Annotated in this window: 21 protein-coding genes; 7 read left to right on the top strand and 14 right to left on the bottom strand. The window is 62.6% G+C overall.

The features are described from left to right. Positions 1 to 19 precede the first annotated feature (19 nt). Positions 20 to 1,411 carry an L-cystine transporter gene (locus Q1V60_RS07265; protein ID WP_300628803.1) on the top strand — a complete coding sequence of 464 codons (1,392 nt, stop codon included), beginning with the start codon at positions 20 to 22 and terminating at the stop codon, positions 1,409 to 1,411. Positions 1,412 to 1,509: 98 nt separating this feature from the next. Here the strand turns inward: Q1V60_RS07265 and Q1V60_RS07260 are convergent, their stop codons facing one another. Further along, positions 1,510 to 2,022, bottom strand: coding sequence for a dihydrofolate reductase (locus Q1V60_RS07260; protein WP_300628802.1), 513 nt, complete (start codon positions 2,020 to 2,022; stop codon positions 1,510 to 1,512). Positions 2,023 to 2,091: 69 nt separating this feature from the next. Here Q1V60_RS07260 and Q1V60_RS07255 point away from each other — a divergent pair, with 69 nt between their 5' ends. Together Q1V60_RS07255 and Q1V60_RS07250 are read left to right on the top strand one after the other, a co-directional pair. Next, entirely contained in the window at positions 2,092 to 3,471 is a 1,380-nt protein-coding gene (locus tag Q1V60_RS07255) for a DUF2868 domain-containing protein (RefSeq protein ID WP_300628801.1), read from the top strand. Continuing rightward, positions 3,464 to 4,831 carry a GTPase/DUF3482 domain-containing protein gene (locus Q1V60_RS07250; protein ID WP_300628800.1) on the top strand — a complete coding sequence of 456 codons (1,368 nt, stop codon included), beginning with the start codon at positions 3,464 to 3,466 and terminating at the stop codon, positions 4,829 to 4,831. Before Q1V60_RS07255 ends, Q1V60_RS07250 begins: the two co-directional genes overlap by 8 nt. Here the strand turns inward: Q1V60_RS07250 and Q1V60_RS07245 are convergent. The 7 genes from Q1V60_RS07245 to Q1V60_RS07215 all read right to left on the bottom strand — a co-directional run bounded on the left by Q1V60_RS07245 (position 4,810) and on the right by Q1V60_RS07215 (position 13,696). Continuing rightward, positions 4,810 to 5,382 (bottom strand): phosphonate degradation HD-domain oxygenase, encoded by a 573-nt coding sequence (locus tag Q1V60_RS07245; protein ID WP_300628799.1) that lies wholly within the window; start codon positions 5,380 to 5,382, stop codon positions 4,810 to 4,812. The two genes, Q1V60_RS07250 and Q1V60_RS07245, sit on opposite strands and share 22 nt — an antisense overlap. Next, positions 5,379 to 6,515: a TIGR03364 family FAD-dependent oxidoreductase gene (locus tag Q1V60_RS07240; protein WP_300628798.1), complete on the bottom strand. Its 1,137-nt coding sequence runs from the start codon at positions 6,513 to 6,515 to the stop codon at positions 5,379 to 5,381. Before Q1V60_RS07240 ends, Q1V60_RS07245 begins: the two co-directional genes overlap by 4 nt. A gap of 36 nt (positions 6,516 to 6,551) precedes the next feature. After that, complete coding sequence (locus tag Q1V60_RS07235; RefSeq protein WP_300628797.1) at positions 6,552 to 7,574, bottom strand: putative 2-aminoethylphosphonate ABC transporter substrate-binding protein; 1,023 nt, start codon at positions 7,572 to 7,574, stop codon at positions 6,552 to 6,554. 20 nt (positions 7,575 to 7,594) lie between these two features. Continuing rightward, positions 7,595 to 9,313, bottom strand: coding sequence for a putative 2-aminoethylphosphonate ABC transporter permease subunit (locus Q1V60_RS07230; protein WP_300628796.1), 1,719 nt, complete (start codon positions 9,311 to 9,313; stop codon positions 7,595 to 7,597). A 1-nt stretch (position 9,314) separates the two neighbouring features. Next, positions 9,315 to 10,379, bottom strand: a complete 1,065-nt coding sequence (locus tag Q1V60_RS07225) for a putative 2-aminoethylphosphonate ABC transporter ATP-binding protein (RefSeq protein WP_300628795.1) — start codon at positions 10,377 to 10,379, stop codon at positions 9,315 to 9,317. 196 nt (positions 10,380 to 10,575) lie between these two features. Then, complete coding sequence (locus Q1V60_RS07220; protein WP_300628794.1) at positions 10,576 to 11,439, bottom strand: LysR family transcriptional regulator; 864 nt, start codon at positions 11,437 to 11,439, stop codon at positions 10,576 to 10,578. A 16-nt stretch (positions 11,440 to 11,455) separates the two neighbouring features. Further along, on the bottom strand, positions 11,456 to 13,696 hold the full coding sequence (locus tag Q1V60_RS07215) for a heavy metal translocating P-type ATPase (protein ID WP_300628793.1): 2,241 nt from the start codon (positions 13,694 to 13,696) through the stop codon (positions 11,456 to 11,458). 85 nt (positions 13,697 to 13,781) lie between these two features. Here Q1V60_RS07215 and cadR point away from each other — a divergent pair, with 85 nt between their 5' ends. Continuing rightward, complete coding sequence (gene cadR, locus Q1V60_RS07210) at positions 13,782 to 14,222, top strand: Cd(II)/Pb(II)-responsive transcriptional regulator (protein ID WP_300628792.1); 441 nt, start codon at positions 13,782 to 13,784, stop codon at positions 14,220 to 14,222. A gap of 133 nt (positions 14,223 to 14,355) precedes the next feature. Here the strand turns inward: cadR and Q1V60_RS07205 are convergent, their stop codons facing one another. Beyond that, the gene (locus Q1V60_RS07205) at positions 14,356 to 15,189 is read right to left on the bottom strand and encodes a thymidylate synthase (RefSeq protein ID WP_300628791.1); all 834 of its coding nucleotides are present in this window, start codon (positions 15,187 to 15,189) and stop codon (positions 14,356 to 14,358) included. A gap of 51 nt (positions 15,190 to 15,240) precedes the next feature. Then, positions 15,241 to 16,053 carry a prolipoprotein diacylglyceryl transferase gene (lgt, locus tag Q1V60_RS07200; RefSeq protein WP_300628790.1) on the bottom strand — a complete coding sequence of 271 codons (813 nt, stop codon included), beginning with the start codon at positions 16,051 to 16,053 and terminating at the stop codon, positions 15,241 to 15,243. Positions 16,054 to 16,269: 216 nt separating this feature from the next. On the opposite strand from lgt, the gene Q1V60_RS07195 reads away from it, so the two are divergent. Continuing rightward, positions 16,270 to 17,016, top strand: coding sequence for an NRDE family protein (locus tag Q1V60_RS07195; protein WP_300628789.1), 747 nt, complete (start codon positions 16,270 to 16,272; stop codon positions 17,014 to 17,016). A gap of 130 nt (positions 17,017 to 17,146) precedes the next feature. Here the strand turns inward: Q1V60_RS07195 and ptsP are convergent, their stop codons facing one another. Further along, entirely contained in the window at positions 17,147 to 19,426 is a 2,280-nt protein-coding gene (gene ptsP, locus Q1V60_RS07190) for a phosphoenolpyruvate--protein phosphotransferase (RefSeq protein ID WP_065887067.1), read from the bottom strand. A gap of 22 nt (positions 19,427 to 19,448) precedes the next feature. Further along, on the bottom strand, positions 19,449 to 19,928 hold the full coding sequence (locus Q1V60_RS07185) for an RNA pyrophosphohydrolase (RefSeq protein ID WP_003176750.1): 480 nt from the start codon (positions 19,926 to 19,928) through the stop codon (positions 19,449 to 19,451). 143 nt (positions 19,929 to 20,071) lie between these two features. Here Q1V60_RS07185 and Q1V60_RS07180 point away from each other — a divergent pair, with 143 nt between their 5' ends. Next, positions 20,072 to 20,728 carry an HAD family hydrolase gene (locus Q1V60_RS07180; protein WP_300628786.1) on the top strand — a complete coding sequence of 219 codons (657 nt, stop codon included), beginning with the start codon at positions 20,072 to 20,074 and terminating at the stop codon, positions 20,726 to 20,728. 165 nt (positions 20,729 to 20,893) lie between these two features. Here Q1V60_RS07180 and Q1V60_RS07175 read toward each other — a convergent pair whose 3' ends face one another. Together Q1V60_RS07175 and ilvA are read right to left on the bottom strand one after the other, a co-directional pair. Next, a complete protein-coding gene (locus Q1V60_RS07175; protein WP_300628785.1) occupies positions 20,894 to 21,307 on the bottom strand; it encodes a DUF2269 family protein in 414 nt (137 codons plus the stop codon). A gap of 41 nt (positions 21,308 to 21,348) precedes the next feature. Then, the gene (gene ilvA, locus Q1V60_RS07170; RefSeq protein ID WP_300628784.1) at positions 21,349 to 22,863 is read right to left on the bottom strand and encodes a threonine ammonia-lyase, biosynthetic; all 1,515 of its coding nucleotides are present in this window, start codon (positions 22,861 to 22,863) and stop codon (positions 21,349 to 21,351) included. A 138-nt stretch (positions 22,864 to 23,001) separates the two neighbouring features. Between ilvA and rpiA the strand changes: the two genes are divergently transcribed. Then, positions 23,002 to 23,673 (top strand): ribose-5-phosphate isomerase RpiA, encoded by a 672-nt coding sequence (rpiA, locus tag Q1V60_RS07165; protein ID WP_300628782.1) that lies wholly within the window; start codon positions 23,002 to 23,004, stop codon positions 23,671 to 23,673. Positions 23,674 to 23,843 lie beyond the last annotated feature (170 nt).

Below are 23,843 nucleotides of genomic sequence, written 5' to 3'. Positions count from 1 at the left end.
CCTTATCAACGGAGCTTCAATGAATCTTCCCCTGATTCTCAACTTACTGGTGTTCGTGGCCCTGCTGCTGGGCCTGGCACAAACCGGCCGCACGAACTGGAGCCTGGCCAAGAAGGTCCTGGTCGCTCTGGTGCTTGGCGTGGTATTCGGTGTGGTGTTGCACGCCATCTATGGCGCCGGCCACCCGGTGCTCAAGGCCTCGATCGGCTGGTTCGACCTGGTCGGCAACGGCTATGTGCAATTGCTGCAAATGATCGTGATCCCGCTGGTGTTCGCCTCGATCCTCAGTGCCGTGGCGCGTCTGCACAACGCCTCGTCCCTGGGCAAGATCAGCTTCCTGACCATCGGCACCCTGCTGTTCACCACCGCGATTGCAGCGCTGATCGGTATCGGCCTGACCAACCTGTTCGGCCTTACCGCCGAAGGCCTGGTCGCCGGCACTCAGGAAATGGCGCGCCTGCAAGTGATCCAGAACGATTACGCGGGCAAGGTCGCCGAGCTGAATGTCCCGCAGCTGCTGCTGTCGTTCGTGCCGGCCAACCCGTTTGCCGATCTGGCTCGGGCCAAGCCGACGTCGATCATCAGCGTGGTGATTTTCGCCGCTTTCCTGGGGGTTGCCGCCCTGCAACTGCTCAAGGATGACGTGGAAAAAGGCCAGAAAGTGCTCAACGCCATCGACACCCTGCAAGCCTGGGTGATGCGCCTGGTGCGCCTGGTCATGAAGCTGACCCCGTACGGCGTACTGGCGCTGATGACCAAGGTGGTCGCCAGCTCCAATCTGCAGGACATCATCAAGCTCGGCAGTTTCGTCGTGGTGTCGTACCTGGCCCTCGGCCTGATGTTCGTGGTGCACGGCCTGTTGCTGTCGCTGGCCGGGATCAACCCGCTGCGCTTCTTTCGCAAGGTATGGCCGGTGCTGACGTTTGCCTTCACCAGCCGCTCCAGCGCCGCCTCGATCCCCTTGAGCATTGAAGCGCAAACCCGTCGCCTGGGCATTCCGCAGTCGATCGCCGGTTTCGCCGCTTCGTTTGGTGCGACCATCGGCCAGAACGGCTGTGCGGGGCTCTATCCTGCGATGTTGGCGGTGATGGTTGCGCCGACCGTCGGCATCAACCCGCTGGACCCGCTGTGGATCGCGACGCTGGTAGCGATTGTGACCCTGAGTTCGGCCGGTGTGGCGGGCGTGGGCGGCGGCGCGACCTTCGCGGCGTTGATCGTACTGCCGGCCATGGGCTTGCCGGTGTCGCTGGTGGCGTTGCTGATTTCCGTGGAGCCGCTGATCGATATGGGCCGTACGGCGCTGAACGTGAACGGCTCGATGACGGCCGGGGCGATTACCAGCCAGGTCATGGGGCAAACGGATAAAGCGTTGCTGGACGCCGACGAGCATGCCGAACTAGCGCAGGCTTGAAGTCGGATCAATTGTAGGAGCGAGCGTGCTCGCGAAGGTACTTCAGGCACATGGCCGTGTCGGATGTACCCTTTTCGCGAGCACGCTCGCTCCTACAGTCAGGCTCGTACCCAAATTTCAAAGTTGTACGCCGGCTTATCCCCCTCAGCCGCATTCTCAACATTCGACACCAGCGTCCACTGGCTCCGATCAAACTCCGGAAACCACGCATCCCCTTCCGGGCTCAGCGCCACCCGCGTCAGATACAGGCGGTCCGCCTGTTCCAGCCCCTGCGCATACAGCTGCGCACCGCCGATCAGCATCAGCTCATCCACGCCCTGCTCCAGCGCCCAGGCATCGGCCCGTGCCACCGCCGCCTCCAGTGACGGAAAAACGTGCGCACCTTCAAGCACCAGATCGGTCTGACGGCTGACCACAATGTTCAGCCGCCCCGGCAACGGTCGGCCCAGGGAATCCCAGGTCTTGCGTCCCATAATGATCGGCTTGCCAAGGGTGGTGGCCTTGAAATATTTGAAATCCCCCGGCAAATGCCAGGGCATGCTGTTGTCGACGCCGATCACGCGGTTTTCACCGAGCGCTGCGATCAGGCTTAAAGGGAGAGTTTTTTTCATGGCGACGAGAATACCAGAGCCGCGAGTCAGCGGTTATGCTCCAACCTCACGAACACAACAGGATGGCGCGTGACTGCACTGAACCCGCTGCACACACTTTGGCTGACCGAAACCGTGCGCCTGCGTGAAGAACACGCCGGCCCCCTGGAAGACCTCGAAGCCAACCGCCTGGCCCGCACGGCCGGCGGCGACCTGCCGACGCGCATCGTGCATCGCGCGCTGCACTTGGCCGAACGCGATGGCCTGACGGGCGCGCTCACTCGCTGGTTGCAAGGTGCGCGCCTGGCCTTGGTGCTGCTGGCGATAGTCGCGGTTATCAGCGGCGCCGGCCTGGCGTTTGCCGCGCTGGGCAACGGCCTGGCCCCGGTGAATGTGTTCTGGGCCCTGGGCAGCCTGCTCGGCCTGAACCTGATCCTGCTGCTCAGTTGGGCCCTGGGCCTGGTGTTTGCCGGCGAACACAGTGCCAGCCTCGGTCGCCTGTGGCTGTGGCTCAGCGAAAAACTCGCCCGCGACGCCAAGGCCGCGCAACTGGCGCCGGCATTGCTGCTGTTGCTGCAACGCCAGAAGCTCAACCGCTGGGCAGTCGGTGTGCTGGTCAATAGTCTGTGGTTGCTGGCGCTGCTCAGCGCGATGGTGATTTTGCTGTTGCTGCTCGCCACCCGGCGTTACGGCTTTGTGTGGGAAACCACCCTCCTTGGTGCCGACACCTTCATCGCCATCACCCAGGCCCTCGGCACCCTGCCCGCACTGCTCGGTTTCAATGTACCGACGGTGGAGATGATCCGCGCCAGCGGCGACTCCGCGCTGAATATCGAAAGCGCCCGCCAGGCCTGGGCCACTTGGCTGGTGGGTGTGTTACTGGTTTACGGGGTGCTGCCTCGGCTGATACTCGCCCTGCTGTGCCTATGGCGCTGGAAACGCGGGCGTGCTGCCTTGCGCCTGGACCTCAACCTGCCCGGCTACGCCCAACTGCGCGAGCGCCTGATGCCGAGCAGCGAGCGGCTGGGGGTCAATGATGCGGCGCCGGAACACCTGCACCACGTGACCGGCGGCGTCAGCGAGCTGGAAAGCGACGGCGCGCTGCTGGTCGCCATCGAACTGGACGACCAGCGCCCCTGGCCTCCCAAACTCCCTGGCAACGTCAAGAACGCCGGCATCCTCGACAGCCGTGAGTCGCGCAACAAACTGCTGGACCAGCTCACCCGTTTTCCGCCCGCGCGTCTGGCGATCGCCTGCGACCCGCGTCGCTCGCCCGACCGTGGCAGCCTGGCGCTGATCGCCGAACTGGCGCGCAACGCCACGGCCACCCGCGTGTGGCTGCTGCAAGCGCCGCCCGGTCAGGCGCTGGACGCCGAGCGCCTGGGCGACTGGCACGGCGCGCTGCAACAACTTGAACTGCCCTTCGCCGACTGCGCGCCCTTGAACTGGCTGGAGAGCGGTCATGACTAAGCCACTGAAGCTCGCCGTGGTCGGCCATACCAATGTGGGCAAGACCTCATTGCTGCGCACCCTCACGCGCGACGTCGGCTTTGGCGAGGTCTCCCATCGGCCCAGCACCACGCGGCATGTCGAAGGCGCGCGCTTGTCGGTGGACGGCGAAGCCTTGCTGGAGCTGTACGACACGCCAGGCCTGGAAGACGCCATCGCCCTGCTCGATTATCTGGAACGCCTGGACCGCCCCGGCGAACGCCTCGATGGCCCGGCACGCCTGACGCGGTTCCTGGAAGGCAGCGAGGCGCGCCAACGCTTCGAACAGGAAGCCAAGGTGCTGCGCCAACTGCTGGCCTCGGACGCCGGCCTGTACGTGATCGACGCCCGCGAGCCGGTGCTGGCCAAGTACCGCGACGAGCTGCAAGTGCTGGCCAGTTGCGGCAAGCCCTTGTTGCCGGTGCTCAATTTCGTCAGCAGCAACGAGCACCGCGAGCCGGACTGGCGCGAAGCCCTGGCACGCCTTGGCCTGCATGCGCTGGTGCGTTTCGACAGCGTGGCGCCGCCGGAAGATGGCGAACGCCGGTTGTATGAAAGCCTCGCCCTGCTGCTGGAAAGCGCGCGGCCGCAGCTGGAGAGGCTGATCCTTGATCAGCAAGCCCAACGCCAGGCCCGCCAGCAAAGCGCCGCGCGTTTGATCGCCGAACTGTTGATCGACTGTGCGGCGTGCCGGCGCAGCGTAGTGACCGAAGATGAGCCACACGCGATCAGCGACTTGCGCAAGGCCGTGCGCCAACGCGAACAAAAGTGCGTGGAAGCCCTGCTCAAGCTGTTCGGTTTCCGCCCGCAGGACGCCGCCGCCAGCGACTTGCCGTTGCTGGACGGGCGCTGGGGCGACGACCTGTTCAACCCCGAAACCGTCAAACAGCTTGGCGTGCGCGTGGGTGGCGGGATCGCCGCAGGCGCAGCCGCGGGAGCGGGCGTGGACCTGTTGGTCGGCGGGTTAACGCTCGGCGCCGCCGCCATCGCCGGGGCGATTGCCGGTGGCGCGCTGCAAACCGCACGCAGTTATGGCGGCCGCCTGCTGGGCAAAATCAAGGGCCAGCGCGAGCTGACCGTCGACGACAGCGTGTTACGCCTGCTCGCCCTGCGCCAACGCCAGTTGCTCAAGGCCCTGAACCTGCGCGGCCATGCGGCGATGCACAGCATCAAGGTCGATACGCCCCAGGATAAAACCTGGCGTGAAGGCAAGCTGCCGGACGCCTTGAACAAGGCGCGCGCCTATCCGCAATGGTCATCCCTCAACCCACACCCCAAATTGAGCCAGGCCGAGCGTCAGGAGCAAGTCGAAGCGCTGGCTCAACGGCTGGACGACGCCTGATCCGCCAATAGCAGCAGGGCCTTGGCCTTCAGCATCTCAAGGTCCAGCAACGATACGTGCATTTGCTTGGCCTGTTCGTCCCAACACCGCATGCGCAGGCTGGTGTGGTAGAGCGGGTCTTGCTCGAAGGCCCGCGCTTGCTCTGCCGTCATCACGCCGCCCTGGTACTCCAGGGTTTTACGGCTGGCTTCACTCAGGCGCGCGTAGTAGTCCGGCTGGCTGAACGTGAGGTAGCGCTTGGCTTGCACGTGGCACTCCACCAACGTCGCCATGCGCTCGCTGAAGCCTGCGCGGCGCAGATAATCAGCGCCCAGCCGCTCATGGCTGGCGATGCCATAACCGCCCATGCCCTCGCCGCCCTGGCCGCAGAGGTGGCCGATATCGTGGAAGAACGCCGCCAGCACCACTTCATCGTCAAAACCTTCGGCCATCGCACACTGCGCCGTCTGGGACATATGTTCGATCTGGGACACCGGCTCGCCGATGTAATCGGCCGTGCCATGCCGCTCGTACAGGCCGAAGACCTCGGCAATCACCCGCTCCCGACTCATGGCGCCGCCCCCCACAGTGTTGTGATATTTCGCTCGGCCATCGCCGGCCCCACGCTCATGCCTACACCGGTATGCATCAACGCGACGCTGACGCCTGCAGCCGCCTGTACAAACGAGAACGGCCCGGGCCCACGCGAGCCATACACACCCTGCCAACGCTCCACTACCTGGATTTTGCAGCCCAGGGTTTGCTCGGCCAGTTCGATCAGCCAGTCATCGACCTGCTCGGCGTTGAACGGCGATGCATCGCTGCCGTAATCGTGGGAGTCGCCGATGATCAATTCGCCATGGGGCGTGGGGCTCATCAGCAGGTGAATCCCGTGCTTATGCAGGTGCGGTGTTTCGCGCAGGATCTGCGCCTGCACCTGCGCGGCCTCCGGCAAGTCGGCGAAAGCGCCGTAATGCACGCAACTGAGGCCCGTCAACAAAGCGTGTTGCAGGTTCAGGTCAAGCATCGGCCGCGCACGCAACATTTGCAGGCGGCAGATTTGCGGGTTGAGCGAGGCGATCGATTCGGCCAGCAGGGTCTGGTAGTCGTGACCGGAACAGACAATGATCTGCTCGCCGCGAAAATGCCCCGCCGTGCTGTGCAACTGGCCCGGCTCGACCTCGCGCACCAGGGTGGAAAAGTGAAACTCCACCTTCAGTTCCTGAGCCAGGTAGTTGATCAGCGCCGGGATGGCTTCGCGCGAATACAGTTGCTGATCGTCCCTGCCATGCAGCGCGGCGCGGTGATGGCGAAATTGGCCACCGTACAGGTCGTTCAGCGCCGCGCCTTGCAGCAACTCGACGTTGTAGCCGTGCTCGCGGGCACGTCCGGCGCAGAAGGCTTCGAGCAGGTGCTCTTCGGCTTCGGTACGGGCGAACAGGTATGAGCCGTTGCGCTTGAGCCCAAGGCCGGCCACCTGCGCCCAGTGCCCCCAGATATCGCGGCTTTGTCGCGCCAGGTCGAGCATTGTCCCCGGTGGCTGGCCGGTGACCAGGGCCTGGCCGAAGTTGCGCACCGAGGCGCCCAGAGGGGTGGCGCTGCGCTCGAAGACCTTGACCTTGAGGCCGCGTTTGGCGGCGGCATAGGCGTGGGACAGGCCGAGGATGCCGGCGCCGATGATCAGCAGGTCGCTGTGGTGTGTCATTTAGTGATGTCCTGTTTTCAAGACCGCCATCGGAAATTACTGACCCGCCACCTTCTCCGACTTGCCGTCATAGCGCTTGCGCCACTCAGTCAGGATGCCGTCGCGGTTCTTCGACGCCCAGGCAAAGTCGTTCTTGATCAACCGCTGCTCATAATCGGCCGGCAATTCGGTCTGCGGCTTGGCGACCCCTGGCTGGGCCAGAACCGCGAAGTTTTCCTTGTACAGCTCCATCGCTGCGGGGCTTGCGGAGAAGTCCGCAAGTTTTTTTGCCGCATCGGCGCGAGGCGTGCCCTTGATCACCGCCGTCGCTTCGATTTCCCAGCCCAGGCCCTCCTTGGGCAGGATGATGTCCAGCGGCGCCCCCTGGCGCTTCAACTGCACGGCCGGGTATTCAAACGAAATACCAATCGGAAACTCCCCGGACGCCGCCAGCTTGCACGGCTTGGAACCGGAGTGAACGTACTGGCCGATGTTCTGGTGCAGGTCGTCCATGTACTGCCAGCCCTGCTTCTCGCCGAAGGTTTGCAACCAGGCGCTCACGTCCAGAAAGCCGGTGCCGGAGGACGCCGGGTTGGGCATCACGATCTTGCCTTTGTACTCAGGCTTGGTCAGGTCCTGCCAGCTCACCGGTTTGCTCAGGCCCTGTTTTTCGGCTTCGACGGTGTTGAAGCAGATGGTTGCCGCCCACACGTCCATGCCGACCCAGGCCGGTGGGTTGGCGGCGTCGCGGTAGTGCTCGCCGATCTTGTCCAAGTCTTTCGGGGCGTAGTGATCGAGCATGCCTTGCTGATCGAGGATCGCCAGGCTCGAAGCGGCCAGCCCCCACACCACGTCGGCCTGCGGGCGGTCTTTTTCGGCCAGCAGCTTGGCGGTGATGATGCCGGTGGAGTCGCGCACCCACTTGATCTCGACATCGGGGTTGGCTTGCTCGAAGGCCTTTTTATAGGTCTTCAACTGTTCGGCTTCGAGGGCCGTGTACACGGTCAGCTCGGTGTTGGCGAAGGCATTCAGGCTGAATGCAGTGAGTACGGCAGCGACCAGCGCCAGGGGCTTGAACATCGAATACCTCCGTTGAAGAATCATCGCCCGGGCGCGGTCTGGCGCCAGGCTTGGGAGCGGCGCAAGGCGCCACGCGAGGCCCACGCCAGCAGCAGCGAGACGCCGCCCGAAGTGAACAGAATCAGGGTCGACATGGCCGCCGCACCGCCCACATTGCCGGCGTCGTCCATGTTCAACACGGCGACGGCGGCGAGGATGGTGTCGGGGCTGTAGAGGAAGATCGCAGCGGACACGGTGGTCATTGCCGACACGAACAGGTAGCGCAGAATGTCCAGCAGCGCGGGCAGGCAGATCGGCACCGTCACCTTCAGGTAATGGCGGTAGAGCGGCGCCTTGAGGGACAACGCGGCGGCTTCGAATTCGACGTCCAGCTGACGCAGAGCGGTGGTGGCGGTCATTTGCGCGGTGGTCAAATAGTGAGCAATGGTGCACACCACCAGCAGCGCCATGCTGCCGTAAAACACGTGCAGCGGGTTGCCGCTGAGGTTGAAAAAGAACACGTAGCCCAGGCCCAACACCAGGCCTGGTACGGCCATCGGCACAAAGCTGAGCAGGCGCAAGGCCAGGTTCAGCCCTTTTTGGCCCTTGGTTTTTTCCATCAGATAGGCGCCGGTAAAAATCAGCACACTGCCGATCAATGCCGTGCACAGCGCCATGGTCAGGCTGTTGCGATAGGCCAGCCAGCCGCCGCCGGCGGTGTCTTCGAACTGGTAGTGGTTCAATGACAGCGACAAGTTGTAGGGCCAGAATTTGACCAGCGAGGAGTACACCGCCATGCCGAACACCAGCAACAGCGCCGCGCAGATCAGCAGCACGATAGCCAGGTAGCAGCTATCCCTGGACCGCGACGGCAGCGGTTGAAATACCTGGGCACGGCCGCTCATGGCATCCCCGTGACGGCGCCGCAGCCAGGCATCCACGCCAAAGCTGAACAGCGCCGGCAACAGCAGCACCATGCCGATCAACGCGCCACGGCCGAACTGCTGCTGGCCGACCACCGCCTTGTAGGCTTCCAGCGCCAGCACTTGATAGTCGCCACCCACCACCACCGGCACGCCGAAGTCGGTGATGGTCAGGGTGAACACCAGACAGAATGCCGCGAACACGGCCTGGCGCGTGGCCGGCCAGGTGATGCTGCGAAACGCTCGGGCGGGGCTCGCGCCCATGCTTGAGGCCGCGTCGAACAAGCGTGCATCCGCCAGCGACAAGGCGGACAGCAGAATCATCAGGGCGTGGGGGAAGGTGTAAATCACTTCGCCCAGCACAATGCCCCAGAAGCCGTAGATATTGTCCGAGAGCCAACCGCGCAACAGCCCCTGGTTGCCGAACAGATACACCAGCGCGATGCCCGGCAGCATCGAGGGTGCCATCAATGGCAGCAGCGACACGCCGCGCCAGATCACCTTGCCGGGAATCAAGGTGCGCTGCAGCGCGTAGGCAAACAGATAAGCAAGCGGTACGACGATGGCCGCTACGCTCAGGGAGACTTTCAGGCTATTGCCCAGCAACCAGTGGAAGTTGGCACTGCGCAGCAATTCCCGTGCGGCCACCAGGCCACCGCCCTGCCCGGCTTCGCTGCTGAAGCCGCGCCAGAAGATCGCCAGCAGCGGCAGCAACACCGCCACCACCAACAGGCCCAGCCAAAGCCATTTGCCGCCGACCACGAAAAGGCGGTCGCCCCACTCGGCGCGGGCCGCCTGATGCGGCAGCGGCAGCGGCACTGTCATGACAGCGGCCATTTCAGGCAAACACCTGCAGGCTGCGCGGCGGCAAGGCTACCCAAATATCCTGGGCGCCCAGGCGCGGCATCGCTTGCGGCGCAACTTCGGCCAATAACGGATGGCCTGGCAGCTGCGCCAGTTCGAAGCTCATGCGACAGCGATTACCGAGGAAGGTGATCTCGCGGACCTCGGCCGGGAACAGGTTTTCTTCATGCACGGGCGGGTTCACGCTGATCGCTTCCGGACGGCAGAACAGGCGACCGGATTTGGCCATGCCGGCGTCGTCGGCCAGGCGCATATTCATCCCACCGACCTGGGCGTGGCTGGCGCTGTTGCGGCTGAACGGCAACCAATTGCCCTGGCCGACAAACTCCGCCACGAACGGCGTGGCCGGGCGGTCATAAATTTCCTGCGGCGTGGCGTACTGCTCGACCTTGCCGTGGTTCATTACCGCGATGCGGTCGGCCATCAACATCGCCTCGTCCTGGTTGTGGGTGACCATCAACGTGGTGATGCCCAGGCGCCGTTGGAGTTCGCGCAACTCGGTACACAGGTGCTCGCGAACCCGGGCGTCGAGGGCCGACATGGGTTCATCCAACAGCAATAACGACGGCGCCGGCGCCAGGGCACGAGCCAGGGCAACACGTTGTTGCTGGCCACCGGACAGCTGGCCGGGGTATTTCTTTTCGCTGCCAAGCAGGCCGACCAGTTCGAGCATCTGCCCGACACGCTTGCGCAGCTCATCGCGGCCGCTGCCGGTGAGGCCGTAGCCGATGTTCGCTTCAACGGTAAGGTTGGGAAACAGCGCGTAGGACTGGAACAAAATACCGTAGTCCCGCGCCTGGGGCGGCAGCCGGGAAACGTCGCGGTCACCCAGGTAAAATTCACCGCTGTCCTGGCGCTCGAGGCCGGCGATGCAGCGCAGCAACGTGGTCTTGCCGCAGCCGGACGGGCCCAGCAGGCACACCAGCTCGCCGGCGGCGACGTCCAGGGACACGTTGTCCAGCGCGGTGAAAGCGCCGAAGCGTTTCTGGATACCGCGCACCTTCATCGGTGCGCCGGGATGGGGCAGGGCTGCGTTCATGGTGGCACCTCATCGAACTGATGAAGGCCATGCTAGGGGGGCAATGCGTCGCTGATGTGGCAGAAGGGCAAAAGGGAGTGATAGAGGTATTGGTATTTTTTGTAGGAGCGAGCCGGCTCGCGAAGTACTTGAGGACAACGAGGGCTGCCTGATAGCACTGCGTCATCGTTGAGGTTTTTCGCGAGCCAGCTCGCTCTTACAGTGGCGACATTTCCTGTGCCAGGCCTAAAAACGCCGCTGGCAGTCGCGCACCTTTGCGCTCCTTGAGGCAATACAGGTACTCGGGAATCTGCGGCGCATTCTCGATGGTGAGCACGCGCAACTGCGGATCGTGGGGCACCTCCTGCCGCGCAATGATGCTGATGCCGATGTTGCGCAGCACCGCCTCGCGGATCGATTCACGACTGCCGATTTCCAGCAGCGGCCCATAGCTGACGCCGGCGCCCAGCAGCATGTCTTCCGTCAGCCTGCGGGTGGTGGACCCCGCCTCACGCATTAACAACGTATGCCCGGCCAGCGCAGTCAACGGCACATGATCAAGCTTGGCCAGCGGATGGTTGCGATGCACCGCCAGCACCAGAGGATCAGTACCCAGCACGCGGCGGACCAGGCGGGAGTCTTCCAGCAATTGCGACGAGGCGGCGACGTCGACGCGGTAGTCGTCCAGCGCTTCGAGCACCTGCTGGGAATTGCCGATTTCCACCGACACTTCCACGTGCGGCAGGCGTTCGCGAAAGGCTTTGACCAGATCAAGGATGTAGTACGGCGCGGTGGCGGCAATGCGCAAGGCGCCTTGGACCTGGCCGCTGTTGCGCAGGAAGAACTCGATATCCGCTTCCTGCTGCAACAGCGCCTTGACCATCGGCAGCAGCCGCGCGCCTTCGTCGCTGACCGTGAGGCGGCGGCCGCCACGGTAGAACAGTTCAACGCCGTACTGGCTTTCCAGGTTGCGGATCTGGGTAGTGACCGTAGGCTGGCTCAGGCCGAGTTTTTTCGCCGCCTGGGTAATGCTGCCCAGGCGGGCGACCATGAAAAACGCCTTAAGCTCAGCACTCAGCACACCACGCCCTCATTGTTTATTTGCGCAACAGCCGCAGGCCATTGAACACCACCAGCAGGCTGACGCCCATGTCGGCAAACACCGCCATCCACATGGTCGCCAGGCCCAGGAACGTGACCGCCAGGAAGATGGCCTTGATCACCAGCGCCAGGGCAATGTTCTGCTTGAGGATACGCGACGTTTGCCTGGAGAGCCGAATGAATGCCGGGATCTTGCGCAGGTCATCGTCCATCAATGCCACATCGGCGGTTTCGATGGCGGTATCGGTACCCGCCGCGGCCATCGCAAAGCCGATCTCGGCTCGGGCCAGGGCCGGGGCGTCGTTGATGCCGTCGCCGACCATCCCAACGCGATAGCCTTGGCCGTAGAGCGCTTCAATGGCTTGCAGTTTATCGGTGGGCAACAAGTCGCCCTGGGCCTGGTCGATACCCACCTGAGTGGCAATCGCCTGGGCGGTATGGGCGTTATCACCGGTGAGCATCAAGGTCTTGACGCCCAGGTCGTGCAATTGCCGGATGGCTTCGCGGCTGCTGTCCTTGACCGTGTCGGCCACCGCGAACAGTGCCAGCGGACCGGACTTGTCGAGCAGCAACACCACGGACTTGCCTTGTTTCTCCAGGGCGAACAGTTTCTCTTCCAGTGCCGGCGAGCACAACCCAAGGTCTTCCACCAGACGGTGGTTGCCCAGATGGTAGGTTTCGCCGTTTATGTCACCGCGCACGCCACGACCGGGCAACGCCGCGAAGTTATCCACAACGTGGGACGGCAGGTTTTTATCCACAGCCGCGTTGGCGATTGCCAGGGACACCGGGTGGTCGGAACGCCCCGCCAAACTCGCAGCCAGGGCCGGTGCGCTGTCCTGCACGGTGTCGAACAGCGGTACATAGTCGGTTTGCACCGGCTTGCCGTGGGTGATGGTGCCGGTCTTGTCCAGGGCCAGGTAGTCGAGCTTGTAACCGCCCTCCAGATAAACGCCGCCCTTGATAAGGATGCCTTTGCGCGCCGCCGCCGCAAGGCCGCTGACAATCGTCACCGGGGTGGAGATCACCAGGGCGCACGGGCACGCGACCACCAGCAATACCAGGGCGCGGTAGATCCAGTCGAACCAGACGCCCGCCATGAACAGCGGCGGTATGACCGCCACGCCCAGGGCAAACAGGAACACCGCCGGGGTGTAGATTTTCGAAAAGCTGTCGACAAAGCGCTGGGTCGGGGCACGGGCGCCCTGGGCCTGCTCGACTGCATGGATGATCCGCGCCAGCGTGGAATTGTTGGCCGCCGCGGTCACTTTGTATTCCAGGGAGCCGGCCTGGTTGATCGTACCGGCGAAAACTTTATCGCCCACGGTTTTTTCGATGGGCAGGCTTTCACCGGTGATAGGCGCCTGGTCGATGGTGGATTGGCCAGCGGTGACCTCACCGTCCAGTCCGATGCGCTCGCCGGGCTTGACCCGCACAATGGCGCCGAGATCGATACTTTTGACCGCTTTCTCCACCCAGGAACCATCGGATTGCCGAACGGTGGCCTGTTCCGGGGTCATTTGCATCAAGCCACTGATGGCGTTGCGCGCACGGTCCAGGGACTTGGCTTCGATCAACTCGGCCACGGTAAACAGGAACATCACCATTGCCGCTTCGGGCCATTGGCCGATCAACACGGCGCCGGTCACGGCGATGCTCATCAGCGCGTTGATGTTCAGGTTGAGGTTTTTCAGGGCAATCCAGCCCTTTTTGTAGGTGGTGAGGCCGCCGCTGAGGATCGATACCAGCGCCACCAGGGCGATCACCCAGGTCGGTGCCACGCCGCTGAAATGCAGGACTTCGGCGCCCACTGCCCCCACGCCCGACACGGCCAGCGGCCACCAATGCTTCCTGGCGGGCGGCGCGGCGGCGGGGGTGCCTTCTTCGATCGGGTCGGCCTGCATGCCGATGGCTTTAATCGCGTCGATGATCGGCGCAGTGCTCGGCAAATCGTGGGTGACGCCGAGGATGCGGTTGATCAGGTTGAATTCCAACTGCTGCACACCGGCGAGCTTGCCCAGTTTGTTCTGGATCAGCGTCTGTTCGGTGGGGCAGTCCATCGCTTCGATGCGAAAAGTGCTCAGGCGCGAGCCAGCGGTGGGGGCCTCGCTCAGCTGCACCCGTGCAGGCGCCGGGGTGCCCGAGCAGCAGGCGCCGCCGTGGTCATGCACCGGCTTGAGCGTTTGCTCGCCGTGATCGTGGTCGTGCTTATGCGGGGTGTGGATGGAATCGCTCATCGTGTTGCGTCCGTAAAGGTGCCTGTTGCCAAGTAAAGACCCTGTAGCCACTATAGGGTCAAGCACCCATTTGGAGATTGCTGCAATGAAGATCGGCGAACTGGCCAGACTGACCGATTGCCCGGTGGAAACCATCCGTTATTACGAGAAGGAAAGCCTGCTGCCACCTCCCGCGCGCACGGAGGGCAACTACCGCGTGTACACCCAGGCGCACACCGAGCGGCTGATCTTTATCCGCAACTGCCGCAGCCTCGACATGACCCTGGAAGAAATCCGCAGCCTGCTCAGCCTGCGCGACAGCCCCCAGGATCAATGCGAAAGCGTGAATGCATTGATCGACGAACATATCCACCACGTGAAGGCGCGGATCGATGGCCTGCTGGCATTGCAGGAACAATTGCTGGACCTGCGCCAGCGCTGTGGTGGCGGGGAGCAGTGCGGGATCTTGCAGCGCCTGGAGGTCAGCGGGAGCGTGCAGGCCAGCGAGGCGGAGCCTTCACATGTGGGCAGAAGCCACGGTCATTGATCAAAAGATAAAACCCAACTGAATGCGGGAGCGGGCTGGCTCGCGAATGCGGTGCATCAGTCAATTAATCCAGCGACTGACACTCCGTATTCGCGCGCCAGCCCGCTCCCACATTTTGGACCGGGGCAGCTTGTTAGATCGCGACTTCGGCCTTGATGCTTGGGTCCGCGTCATAGCCGACGATTTCGAAATCTTCGAACCTGTAGTCGTAGATCGACGCCGGCTTGCGCTTGATCACCAGTTCCGGCAGCTTTTTCGGCGTGCGCGCCAGCTGGGTCTGGATTTGCTCCATGTGGTTGCTGTAGGCGTGAGTGTCGCCAGTGGTGACGATGATCTCGTGGGGGATCAGGTCGCACTGCTGCGCCAGCATATGGGTGAGCAACGCCAGGGCGGCAGTGTTATAGGGCAGGCCGAGGAATACATCGGAGCTGCGGATATATAACTGCATCGACAGATGGCCGTCGTGCACGAACGCCTGGTACAGCAGGTGGCACGGTGGCAGCGCTTGCTTGCCGTTGCGCGCGTTTTCCTGGGGGCTCTTGGTTTCGTCCGGCAGGTATTCGACGTTCCAGCCGTGGAACAGGATGCGGCGGCTGTTGGGGTTGGTCTTCAACGTCTCGACCATGTAGTCGATCTGGTTGATCTTGCCGCCGTCCTTGGTTGGCCAGGCGGTCCACTGTTCGCCGTACACCGGGCCCAGGTCGCCGTCTTCGGTGGCCCACTCATCCCAGATGCGCACGCCGTTTTCGTTGAGCCACTTGATGTTGGTGTTGCCGCTCAACATCCAGATCAGCTCGTTGGCGATGCTTTTGAAGTGCAGCTTCTTGGTGGTCAGCAGCGGGAAGCCGTCGGCCAGGTTATGCCGATACTGGCGTGCGAACACGGCCTTGGTGCCGGTACCGGTACGATCGCCCTTGGTCAGGCCATTGGTCACGACGTCGTGCAGGAGTTCGAGGTATTGCTTCATGTTATTACCCGTAGCGTTGAAGCCAAGACCTCCCGGCCTTGGCATTCGAATTTAAAGCGCGGCGTTCTTCAGCGGTTGCGGACGGTTATACGCCCACCACAGCATGCCCAGGCCCGCCAGGATCATCGGGATGCTGAGGACCTGCCCCATGGTCAGCCAGCCCCACGCCAGGTAGCCCAACTGCGCATCCGGCACCCGCACGAACTCGACGATAAAGCGGAAGATCCCGTAGAACAGCGCGAACAACCCGGAAACCGCCATGGTTGGCCGTGGTTTGCGCGAGAACAGATAAAGGATGAGGAACAATGCCACACCTTCCAGCGCGAACTGGTACAGCTGCGACGGATGGCGCGGCAGTTGCGCCGGGTCGCTGAACGGCGGGAACACCATGGCCCACGGCACGTCGGTAGGCTTGCCCCACAACTCGGCGTTGATGAAGTTACCGATGCGCCCGGCGCCAAGGCCGATGGGCACGAACGGCGCGACGAAGTCCATCAACTGAAAGAACGACTTGCCGTTGCGTCGACCGAACCACCAGGCAGCGATCATCACGCCGACAAAGCCGCCATGGAATGCCATGCCGCCCTTCCACACTTCGAAGATAAGCGTCGGGTTGGCGATATACGCCGACAAATCGTAAAACAGCACATACCCAAGGCGCCCGCCGACGATCACCCCCATCGACATCCAGAACACCATGTCGGAGAGTTTCTCCTTGGTCCAGGTCGGGTCGAAACGGTTCAAGCGCCGGGAAGCCAGCAGCCAGGCACCGCCGATGCCGATCAGGTACATCAACCCGTACCAATGGATTTTCAGCGGACCGATGGCCAGGGCCACCGGGTCGATCTGCGGGTAAGGCAGCATTGCGACTCCTCGTTAAACATTTAGTCATGACGCACCGGACCATGCCGGTGCGCGATTAAGCCTGCGTTACAGCTGCGAGATCAAATTAAGAAGTTCACATACACACCCAACGGCCCGGCATGTTAACGGATGGAAGGTGCGCGGCCCAACTTCGTTACGATGGAACGCCTGCGGTTCTATGGCTAAAGTAAGGAAAAACACATAAGAGATCGCCCGATGTGCCTGATTGTTTTCGCCTGGCGGCCAGGCCATGCCCACCCGCTGGTCGTCGCGTCCAACCGCGATGAGTTCTACGCCCGGCCCAGCCTGCCGCTGGCTCAATGGCCGGATGCCCCACACGTCTACGCCGGCCGCGATCAGGAAGCGGGCGGCACGTGGCTGGGGGTCAATGCCGACGGGCGCTTTGCCGCGCTGACCAATATCCGCGACCCGCACCAGTCACCGTCACGCAAGTCTCGTGGCGAGCTGGTGGCGCGCTTTCTCAGTGGTTCGCTACCGATCGACGATTATCTGGCGCAGGTTAACGGCCGTTCGATTGAATATGCAGGGTTCAACCTGCTGGTGGGCACGCCGGACCAGCTGTGGCATTACAACGCCAACGACACCGAGCCGACGCGGTTGAAAGCCGGTATTTATGGTTTATCCAATGCAGGACTGGATACGCCATGGCCGAAGTTGCTCAAGGCCAAGGCCGCATTCGCTGAAATTCTCGACGATCCGCAGCCGCAAACCTTGCTGCAGATGTTGAGCGACCCGCAGACCGCACCGTTTGCTGAGCTGCCGGACACCGGCGTCGGCCTGGCGACGGAGAGCCTGTTGTCGAGCGTGTTTATCGCCAGCCCCAGTTACGGGACGCGGGCGAGCACGGCGCTGATTGTGAATGCCGACGGAACGCGGCGGATGGTGGAGCGCAGTTTTGGACCGCAGGGTGGCAGGCTGGGCGAGGTTGAACTGAAGATTTGAGGGGGCTGGACTGGCGCCATCGCAGCATAGCCGGGTCGGCTGTCAGGCCGTCACGGGAGCAAGCTCCCTCGCCACAGAATCTGTACCGCACCCAAAGTTGTGCAGATGGCTGCGACAAAGGCGGCTCGGTCTAGAGCGTTTTCGCCGAAGCCGGGTTGATCATTCGCGTCAGCCCAAGGTTCTTCAGCGCCAGTTGCAGCGAGCTGTGGATAACTTGCGGGTTGTCGATGGTCATCAGCTCAGCCAGCAAATCCTTGGCCATGCTCAATTCGACCTGACGCAGCATCCACTTCACTTTGGGCAAGTTGGTGGCGTTCATCGACAGGCTGTCAAAGCCCATCGCCATCAACAGCACCGCCGCCGCCGGGTCGCCCGCCATTTCACCGCAGATACTCACCGGCTTGCCTTCGGCATGGGCGTCGCGCACCACGTGTTGCAGCGCTTGCAGCACGGCCGGGTGCAGGTAGTCGTAGAGGTCGGCTACCCTAGGGTTGTTGCGGTCCACGGCCAGCAGGTATTGGGTCAGGTCGTTGGAACCTACCGACAGGAAGTCCACCTGCCGCGCCAGCTCCTTGGCCTGATACACCGCCGCCGGGATTTCGATCATCACGCCAATCGGCGGCATCGGCACGTCGGCGCCTTCGTCGCGCACTTCGCCCCAGGCACGGTGGATCAGGTGCAGCGCTTCTTCCAGCTCGTGGGTGCCGGAGATCATCGGCAACAGGATGCGCAGGTTGTTCAGGCCTTCGCTGGCCTTGAGCATGGCGCGGGTCTGCACCAGGAAAATTTCAGGATGGTCGAGGGTGACGCGAATACCGCGCCAGCCGAGGAAGGGGTTGTCTTCCTTGATCGGGAAATACGACAGTGACTTGTCGCCGCCGATATCCAGGCTGCGCATGGTCACCGGCAACGGGTGGAAGGCTTGCAGTTGCTCGCGATAAATCGCCAGCTGCTCCTTCTCACTCGGGAAACGCTGGTTGATCATGAACGGCACTTCGGTGCGGTACAGCCCCACCCCTTCAGCGCCGCGCTGTTGCGCACGGGCCACATCGGCCAGCAGGCCGGTATTTACCAGCAAGGGCACACGGTGGCCGTCGATGGTCACGCACGGCAGCTCGCGCAACGAGTCCAGGCCCAGCGCCAGTTGTTTCTCTTCCTCAACCACTTCGGCGTATTGCTTGCGCAGTAATTCGCTGGGGTTGGTAAAGACTTCGCCGCGATGGCCATCGACGATCATGTCGATACCATCCACTTTGGAATACGGCAGGTCCACCAGGCCCATCACCGTCGGGATGCCCATGGCCCGGGCCAGGATTGCCACGTGGGAGTTGCCCGAACCCAATACCGAGACCAGGCCCACCAGCTTGCCCTCAGGCACTTCGCCGAGCATGGTGGCGGTCAGTTCTTCGCTGATCAGGATGGTGTTGTCGGGGTAGACCAGGTTGGTGGTGCGGTCCTCCTGCAGGTAGGCCAGCAGACGGCGACCAAGGTCACGTACATCCGAGGCACGCTCGCGCAGGTAGGCGTCGTCCATCATTTCGAAACGGTTGACGTGATCGGTGACGACCTGGCGCAGTGCGCCCTGGGCCCACTGGCCGGTCTTGATCACGGTTTTGACTTCGTTACCCAGGGACGCGTCGTCCAGCATCATCTGGTAGACGTCGAACAGCGCACGCTCTTCGGGGCGCAACTGGGTCGCCAGCTTGGTCGACAGGTTGCGCATGTCGGCGCGCACGCCTTCCAGGGCGGTCTTGAACAGCTTGATTTCAGCGTCGATGTCATCGACGGTTTTGTCCGGCACCACGTCGAGGTCGGCCGGTGGCAGCATGACCACGGCGGTACCGACCGCGGCACCCGGCGAACCCGGCACACCGACGAACTTGGCTTCCTGGATGCCCTTGCCCTGGCGACCCAGGCCGCGTATCGAGCCAGTGGCTTCGGCGTGGGCGATAACCCCGGCGAGCTGCGCGCTCATGGTTACCAGGAAGGCTTCTTCACCTTCGTCGAACTGGCGGCGTTCTTTCTGTTGGATGACCAGCACGCCGACGACGCGGCGGTGGTGAATGATCGGTGCGCCGAGAAACGAGGCGTAGCGCTCTTCGCCGGTTTCGGCAAAGTAGCGATAACGCGGGTGATCGGCCGCGTTTTCAAGGTTCAGGGGTTCTTCACGCGTCCCCACCAGGCCCACCAGACCTTCATTGGGCGCCATGCTGACTTTGCCGATGGAGCGCTTGTTCAAGCCCTCCGTCGCCATCAGCACAAAACGGTTGGTCTCGGGGTCCAGCAGGTAAACCGAGCAGACCTGGCTGCCCATGGCTTCCTTGACGCGCAACACAATAATCCCCAACGCCGCCTTGAGATCCTTGGCGGAGTTAACTTCCTGGACGATCTTGCGCAGCGTATTGAGCATGGCTCGGGGTCGAACTCCGTCGTCAGTCGCGCGCTAAAAGGCGCGGGGCAAGCTCTTTGAGAGCGCGACGATAAACCTCGCGCTTGAATGTCACCACCTGGCCCAACGGGTACCAATAACTGACCCAGCGCCAGCCATCGAACTCCGGTTTACCGGTCAAATCCATCCGCACCCGCTGCTCATTGGAGATCAGGCGCAGGAGAAACCATTTCTGCTTCTGGCCGATGCACAGCGGTTGGCTGTGGGTACGCACCAGGCGTTGCGGTAAACGATAACGCAACCAGCCACGGGTACAGGCCAGAATTTGCACATCTTCGCGCTCAAGGCCGACTTCTTCGTTCAACTCACGGTACAAGGCGTCTTCAGGGGTTTCGTCGGGGTTGATTCCGCCTTGAGGAAACTGCCAGGCATCTTGGTTGATTCGGCGAGCCCATAGCACCTGTCCGGCATCATTCGTAAGAATAATCCCGACATTAGGACGGAAACCATCGGGGTCGATCACGGCAACAACCTCGCAAACGCATGTCGCCGCATTGTTCCACAAAGGTTCATCCAGCGGCAACGAGGCTTCTTACGTTATGTGCACTCTTGTGAAAAGACCGTATTCTGGACGCCTTTTTACAGACTTTTCAGCGAGTAACTGCAATGCGCCTGGCTTTATTCGACTTGGACAACACGCTCCTGGGCGGTGACAGCGATCACGCCTGGGGCGATTACCTGTGTGAACGCAGGATTCTCGACCCGGTGGCTTATAAGGCCCGCAACGACGCGTTCTATCAGGACTACCTGGCCGGCAAGCTGGACAACGCCGCCTACCTGAACTTTTGCCTGGAAATCCTCGGCCGCACCGAGATGGCTCAATTGGACGAATGGCACAACGACTATATGCGCGACTGCATCGAGCCGATCATGCTGCCCAAGGCCGTGGAACTGCTGGCCAAACACCGCGCCGCCGGCGACAAGCTGGTGATCATCACCGCCACCAACCGCTTCGTCACCGCGCCGATTGCCGCGCGGCTGGGCGTTGAAACACTGATCGCCACCGAATGCGAGATGGAAAATGGCCGCTACACGGGGCGCAGCACCGACGTGCCGTGCTTTCGCGAAGGCAAGGTGACACGCTTGAACCGTTGGTTGGAAGAGACCAGGCATAACCTGGAAGACAGCTACTTCTATAGCGACTCGATGAATGACTTGCCGTTGCTGGAGCAGGTGACGCACCCGGTGGCCGTGGACCCGGATCCGAACTTGCGCGCTGAGGCGCAGAAGCGGGGTTGGCCGGTGATTACCCTGCGCAGCTGATAATGCCATCGCAGGCAAGCCACACACATTTGGCGCGGGGCATTCGTTAACTGTGCGTCGACTGCCCCGCCGCCATGGGAGCAAGCTCCCTCGCCACTGGTTCAGCGTCGCACTCAAAGCTGTGTAGAGACCTATGCTGCGAGGAAGGCGACGCGGCTTGAAGCCTTAAACCGGTTTGGCACCCATAAGCCCCGCAATCGCCACAAACCCCACCAGGCTGACCACTGCCAGCACCAAGGTGAAGTTCAAGCTACCGCCCTCGCCTTTACGCAGCCGATTAAGCCGCGCCACCAGCCAGAACCAGGCTAAAGCCGCCACGGTGTAGAGAATGCTCGAGCCCAGAATCCAGGTTTGCCCCAGGGGCCAGCCGGTCAGGTGCACCAGCCACCAACCGGTGAACGGCATGCTGACCAGGCAAATCCCCATCAGCAGCCACACAAACGCCCACGGGCGTTGCACGGTCACCGCCGGGCCGGCGCTGCGTTTACGCCAGGCCAGTACCGCCAGGCCGAGGCCGCTGAGCAGCAGCAACACGGTGGCGGAGATGTGGATAACCTTGAGGGTGGTCAGCGTTTCCATAATGTCGATTCCTTGAAGGCCGCTCAGATCAGTCTAGTCGCTCAACCGAGGAACAACTGGTAGGCCGGGTTTTCGCTTTCATCCCAATACGGGTAGCCGATCTCGGCGAGGGCGGCGGGGACCAGGTGGCGCTCGTCCGCCGGCACTTGCAGGCCCGCGACCACACGGCCATCGGCCGCTCCGTGGTTGCGATAGTGGAACATCGAGATGTTCCAGCGACCGCCCAGCTTGTTAAGAAAGTTGAACAATGCTCCCGGACGTTCCGGGAATTCAAAACGAAAAACCAGCTCGTCGCTGACCTTGGCCGCATGCCCGCCCACCATATGGCGGATGTGCAACTTGGCCAATTCGTTTTCGGTCAGGTCCAGCACCGGAAAACCCTGATCCGTCAGGCTGGCGATCAACGCACTGCGCGGGTCGTTCTCGGGATGGGTCTGCACGCCGACAAAAATGTGCGCTTCGCTGCCGGTGTGATAGCGGTAATTGAATTCGGTGATCTGGCGCTTGCCCACGGCCTCGCAAAAGGCCTTGAAGCTGCCCGGTTTCTCCGGGATGGTCACGGCGATGATGGCTTCGCGGCCCTCACCCAGTTCGGCGCGTTCGGCGACATGGCGCAGGCGGTCGAAATTGACGTTGGCGCCGGAGTCGATGGCGACAAAGGTCTGGCCGCTGACGCCACGTGTCTCGACATACTTCTTGATCCCGGCCACGCCCAACGCGCCTGCCGGCTCGGTGATGGAGCGGGTGTCGTCGTAGATGTCCTTGATCGCCGCACAGATTTCATCGGTGCTGACGGTGATCACTTCATCCACATAGTCTTTGCAGATCTCGAAGGTGTGCAGGCCGATCTGCGCCACCGCCACGCCATCGGCGAAGATACCGACGGTCGGCAATACCACGCGCTCACCCACAGCCATCGCCGCTTGCAGGCAGTTGGAGTCGTCCGGCTCGACGCCGATGACCTTGATGTCCGGGCGCAGGTACTTCACGTACGCCGCAATACCGGCGATCAGCCCGCCGCCGCCCACCGGTACGAAGATGGCGTCCAGCGGCCCTGGGTGCTGGCGCAGGATTTCCATCGCCACGGTGCCCTGCCCGGCAATGGTGTGCGGATCATCGTAGGGGTGGATGTAGACGTAGCCTTTTTCGTCGACCAGCTTCAGCGAGTAGGCCAGGGCTTCCGGGAAGGAATCGCCGTGCAACACCACTTTGCCGCCGCGCGAGCGCACGCCTTCGACCTTGATCTCCGGGGTGGTCTTGGGCATCACGATAGTCGCCTTGACCCCCAGCACCTTGGCCGCCAGGGCCAGGCCCTGGGCATGGTTGCCCGCCGAGGCGGTCACCACGCCCCGCGCGCGCTCTTCGGCGCTGAGCTGGGTCAGTTTGTTGTAGGCGCCGCGAATCTTGAACGAGAACACCGGCTGCAAGTCTTCGCGCTTGAGCCAAATCTGGTTGCCCAGCCGCTCGGAAAGCTGGCGGGCAGTCTGCAAAGGTGTTTCTACGGCAACGTCGTAAACGCGCGAGGTGAGGATCTTTTTGACGTAGTGTTCAAGCATCGGCAGGCATCTACTTCACGGGGTGGGCGGGGCCAGGGAGTCTAACCCGGCTTTTGGCCGGGAGACCACACGAATCCCAAGGTTTGTTGGGGTATACTCGCCGCCCTCGATAACTCCCCCGCCCGTTCCGGAGCCCGCATGACCCAGGATCAACTCAAACAGGCAGTGGCCCAGGCCGCCGTCGATTTAATCCTTCCCAAACTCGACGACAAGAGCGTCGTCGGTGTCGGCACCGGCTCCACCGCCAACTGTTTCATCGATGCCCTGGCCCTGCACAAAGGTGCTTTCGACGGCGCGGTTGCCAGCTCCGAAGCCACCGCCGCACGCCTTAAAGGCCACGGCATTCCGGTGTACGAGCTCAATACCGTGAGCGACCTGGAGTTCTACATCGACGGCGCGGACGAAAGCGATGAACACCTGAACCTGATCAAAGGCGGCGGCGCAGCCCTGACCCGCGAAAAAATCGTCGCGGCCGTGGCCAAGACCTTTATCTGCATCGCCGACGCCAGCAAGCTGGTGCCGGTGCTCGGCGCGTTCCCGCTGCCGGTGGAAGTCATCCCGATGGCCCGCAGCCACGTGGCCCGCGAGCTGGTGAAACTGGGCGGCGACCCGGTGTACCGCGAAGGCGTGTTGACCGATAACGGCAACATCATCCTTGATGTGTTCAACATGCAGATCACCAACCCGGTGGAACTGGAAACCCGGATCAACGCCATCGTCGGCGTCGTCACCAACGGCCTGTTCGCCGCGCGCCCTGCGGATGTATTGCTGTTGGGCACCGCTGAAGGCGTGAAAACCCTCAAGCGCTGACGCTCTCTGAGAGAGCAGGGCTTGTGTGTGGGGGCAAGCCCTAATGCCAGTCAGTTAAGACAGAACCGGTCCCTGTGGCGAGGGAGCTTGCTCCCGCTGGACTGCGTAGCAGTCCCATTTTTGGGGCCGCTTCGCGCCCCAACGGGAGCAAGCTCCCTCGCCACAGGTCG

Origin of the sequence: Pseudomonas sp. (assembly GCF_030147005.1) — a bacterium.
Taxonomy (GTDB): Bacteria; Pseudomonadota; Gammaproteobacteria; order Pseudomonadales; family Pseudomonadaceae; genus Aquipseudomonas.
Note: the sequence above shows the minus strand (reverse complement) of the source record. Positions and strands in the feature narration are given on the sequence as shown.

Excerpts from the sequence above, each read along its gene's own strand:
- Q1V60_RS07265 (WP_300628803.1), top strand. The coding sequence starts at position 20 with ATGAATCTTCCCCTGATTCTCAACTTACTGGTGTTCGTGGCCCTGCTG.
- Q1V60_RS07260 (WP_300628802.1), bottom strand. The coding sequence starts at position 2,022 with ATGAAAAAAACTCTCCCTTTAAGCCTGATCGCAGCGCTCGGTGAAAAC.
- Q1V60_RS07250 (WP_300628800.1), top strand. The coding sequence starts at position 3,464 with ATGACTAAGCCACTGAAGCTCGCCGTGGTCGGCCATACCAATGTGGGC.
- Q1V60_RS07245 (WP_300628799.1), bottom strand. The coding sequence starts at position 5,382 with ATGAGTCGGGAGCGGGTGATTGCCGAGGTCTTCGGCCTGTACGAGCGG.
- Q1V60_RS07240 (WP_300628798.1), bottom strand. The coding sequence starts at position 6,515 with ATGACACACCACAGCGACCTGCTGATCATCGGCGCCGGCATCCTCGGC.
- Q1V60_RS07235 (WP_300628797.1), bottom strand. The coding sequence starts at position 7,574 with ATGTTCAAGCCCCTGGCGCTGGTCGCTGCCGTACTCACTGCATTCAGC.
- Q1V60_RS07230 (WP_300628796.1), bottom strand. The coding sequence starts at position 9,313 with ATGGCCGCTGTCATGACAGTGCCGCTGCCGCTGCCGCATCAGGCGGCC.
- Q1V60_RS07225 (WP_300628795.1), bottom strand. The coding sequence starts at position 10,379 with ATGAACGCAGCCCTGCCCCATCCCGGCGCACCGATGAAGGTGCGCGGT.
- Q1V60_RS07215 (WP_300628793.1), bottom strand. The coding sequence starts at position 13,696 with ATGAGCGATTCCATCCACACCCCGCATAAGCACGACCACGATCACGGC.
- cadR (WP_300628792.1), top strand. The coding sequence starts at position 13,782 with ATGAAGATCGGCGAACTGGCCAGACTGACCGATTGCCCGGTGGAAACC.
- Q1V60_RS07205 (WP_300628791.1), bottom strand. The coding sequence starts at position 15,189 with ATGAAGCAATACCTCGAACTCCTGCACGACGTCGTGACCAATGGCCTG.
- lgt (WP_300628790.1), bottom strand. The coding sequence starts at position 16,053 with ATGCTGCCTTACCCGCAGATCGACCCGGTGGCCCTGGCCATCGGTCCG.
- Q1V60_RS07195 (WP_300628789.1), top strand. The coding sequence starts at position 16,270 with ATGTGCCTGATTGTTTTCGCCTGGCGGCCAGGCCATGCCCACCCGCTG.
- ptsP (WP_065887067.1), bottom strand. The coding sequence starts at position 19,426 with ATGCTCAATACGCTGCGCAAGATCGTCCAGGAAGTTAACTCCGCCAAG.
- Q1V60_RS07180 (WP_300628786.1), top strand. The coding sequence starts at position 20,072 with ATGCGCCTGGCTTTATTCGACTTGGACAACACGCTCCTGGGCGGTGAC.
- Q1V60_RS07175 (WP_300628785.1), bottom strand. The coding sequence starts at position 21,307 with ATGGAAACGCTGACCACCCTCAAGGTTATCCACATCTCCGCCACCGTG.
- ilvA (WP_300628784.1), bottom strand. The coding sequence starts at position 22,863 with ATGCTTGAACACTACGTCAAAAAGATCCTCACCTCGCGCGTTTACGAC.
- rpiA (WP_300628782.1), top strand. The coding sequence starts at position 23,002 with ATGACCCAGGATCAACTCAAACAGGCAGTGGCCCAGGCCGCCGTCGAT.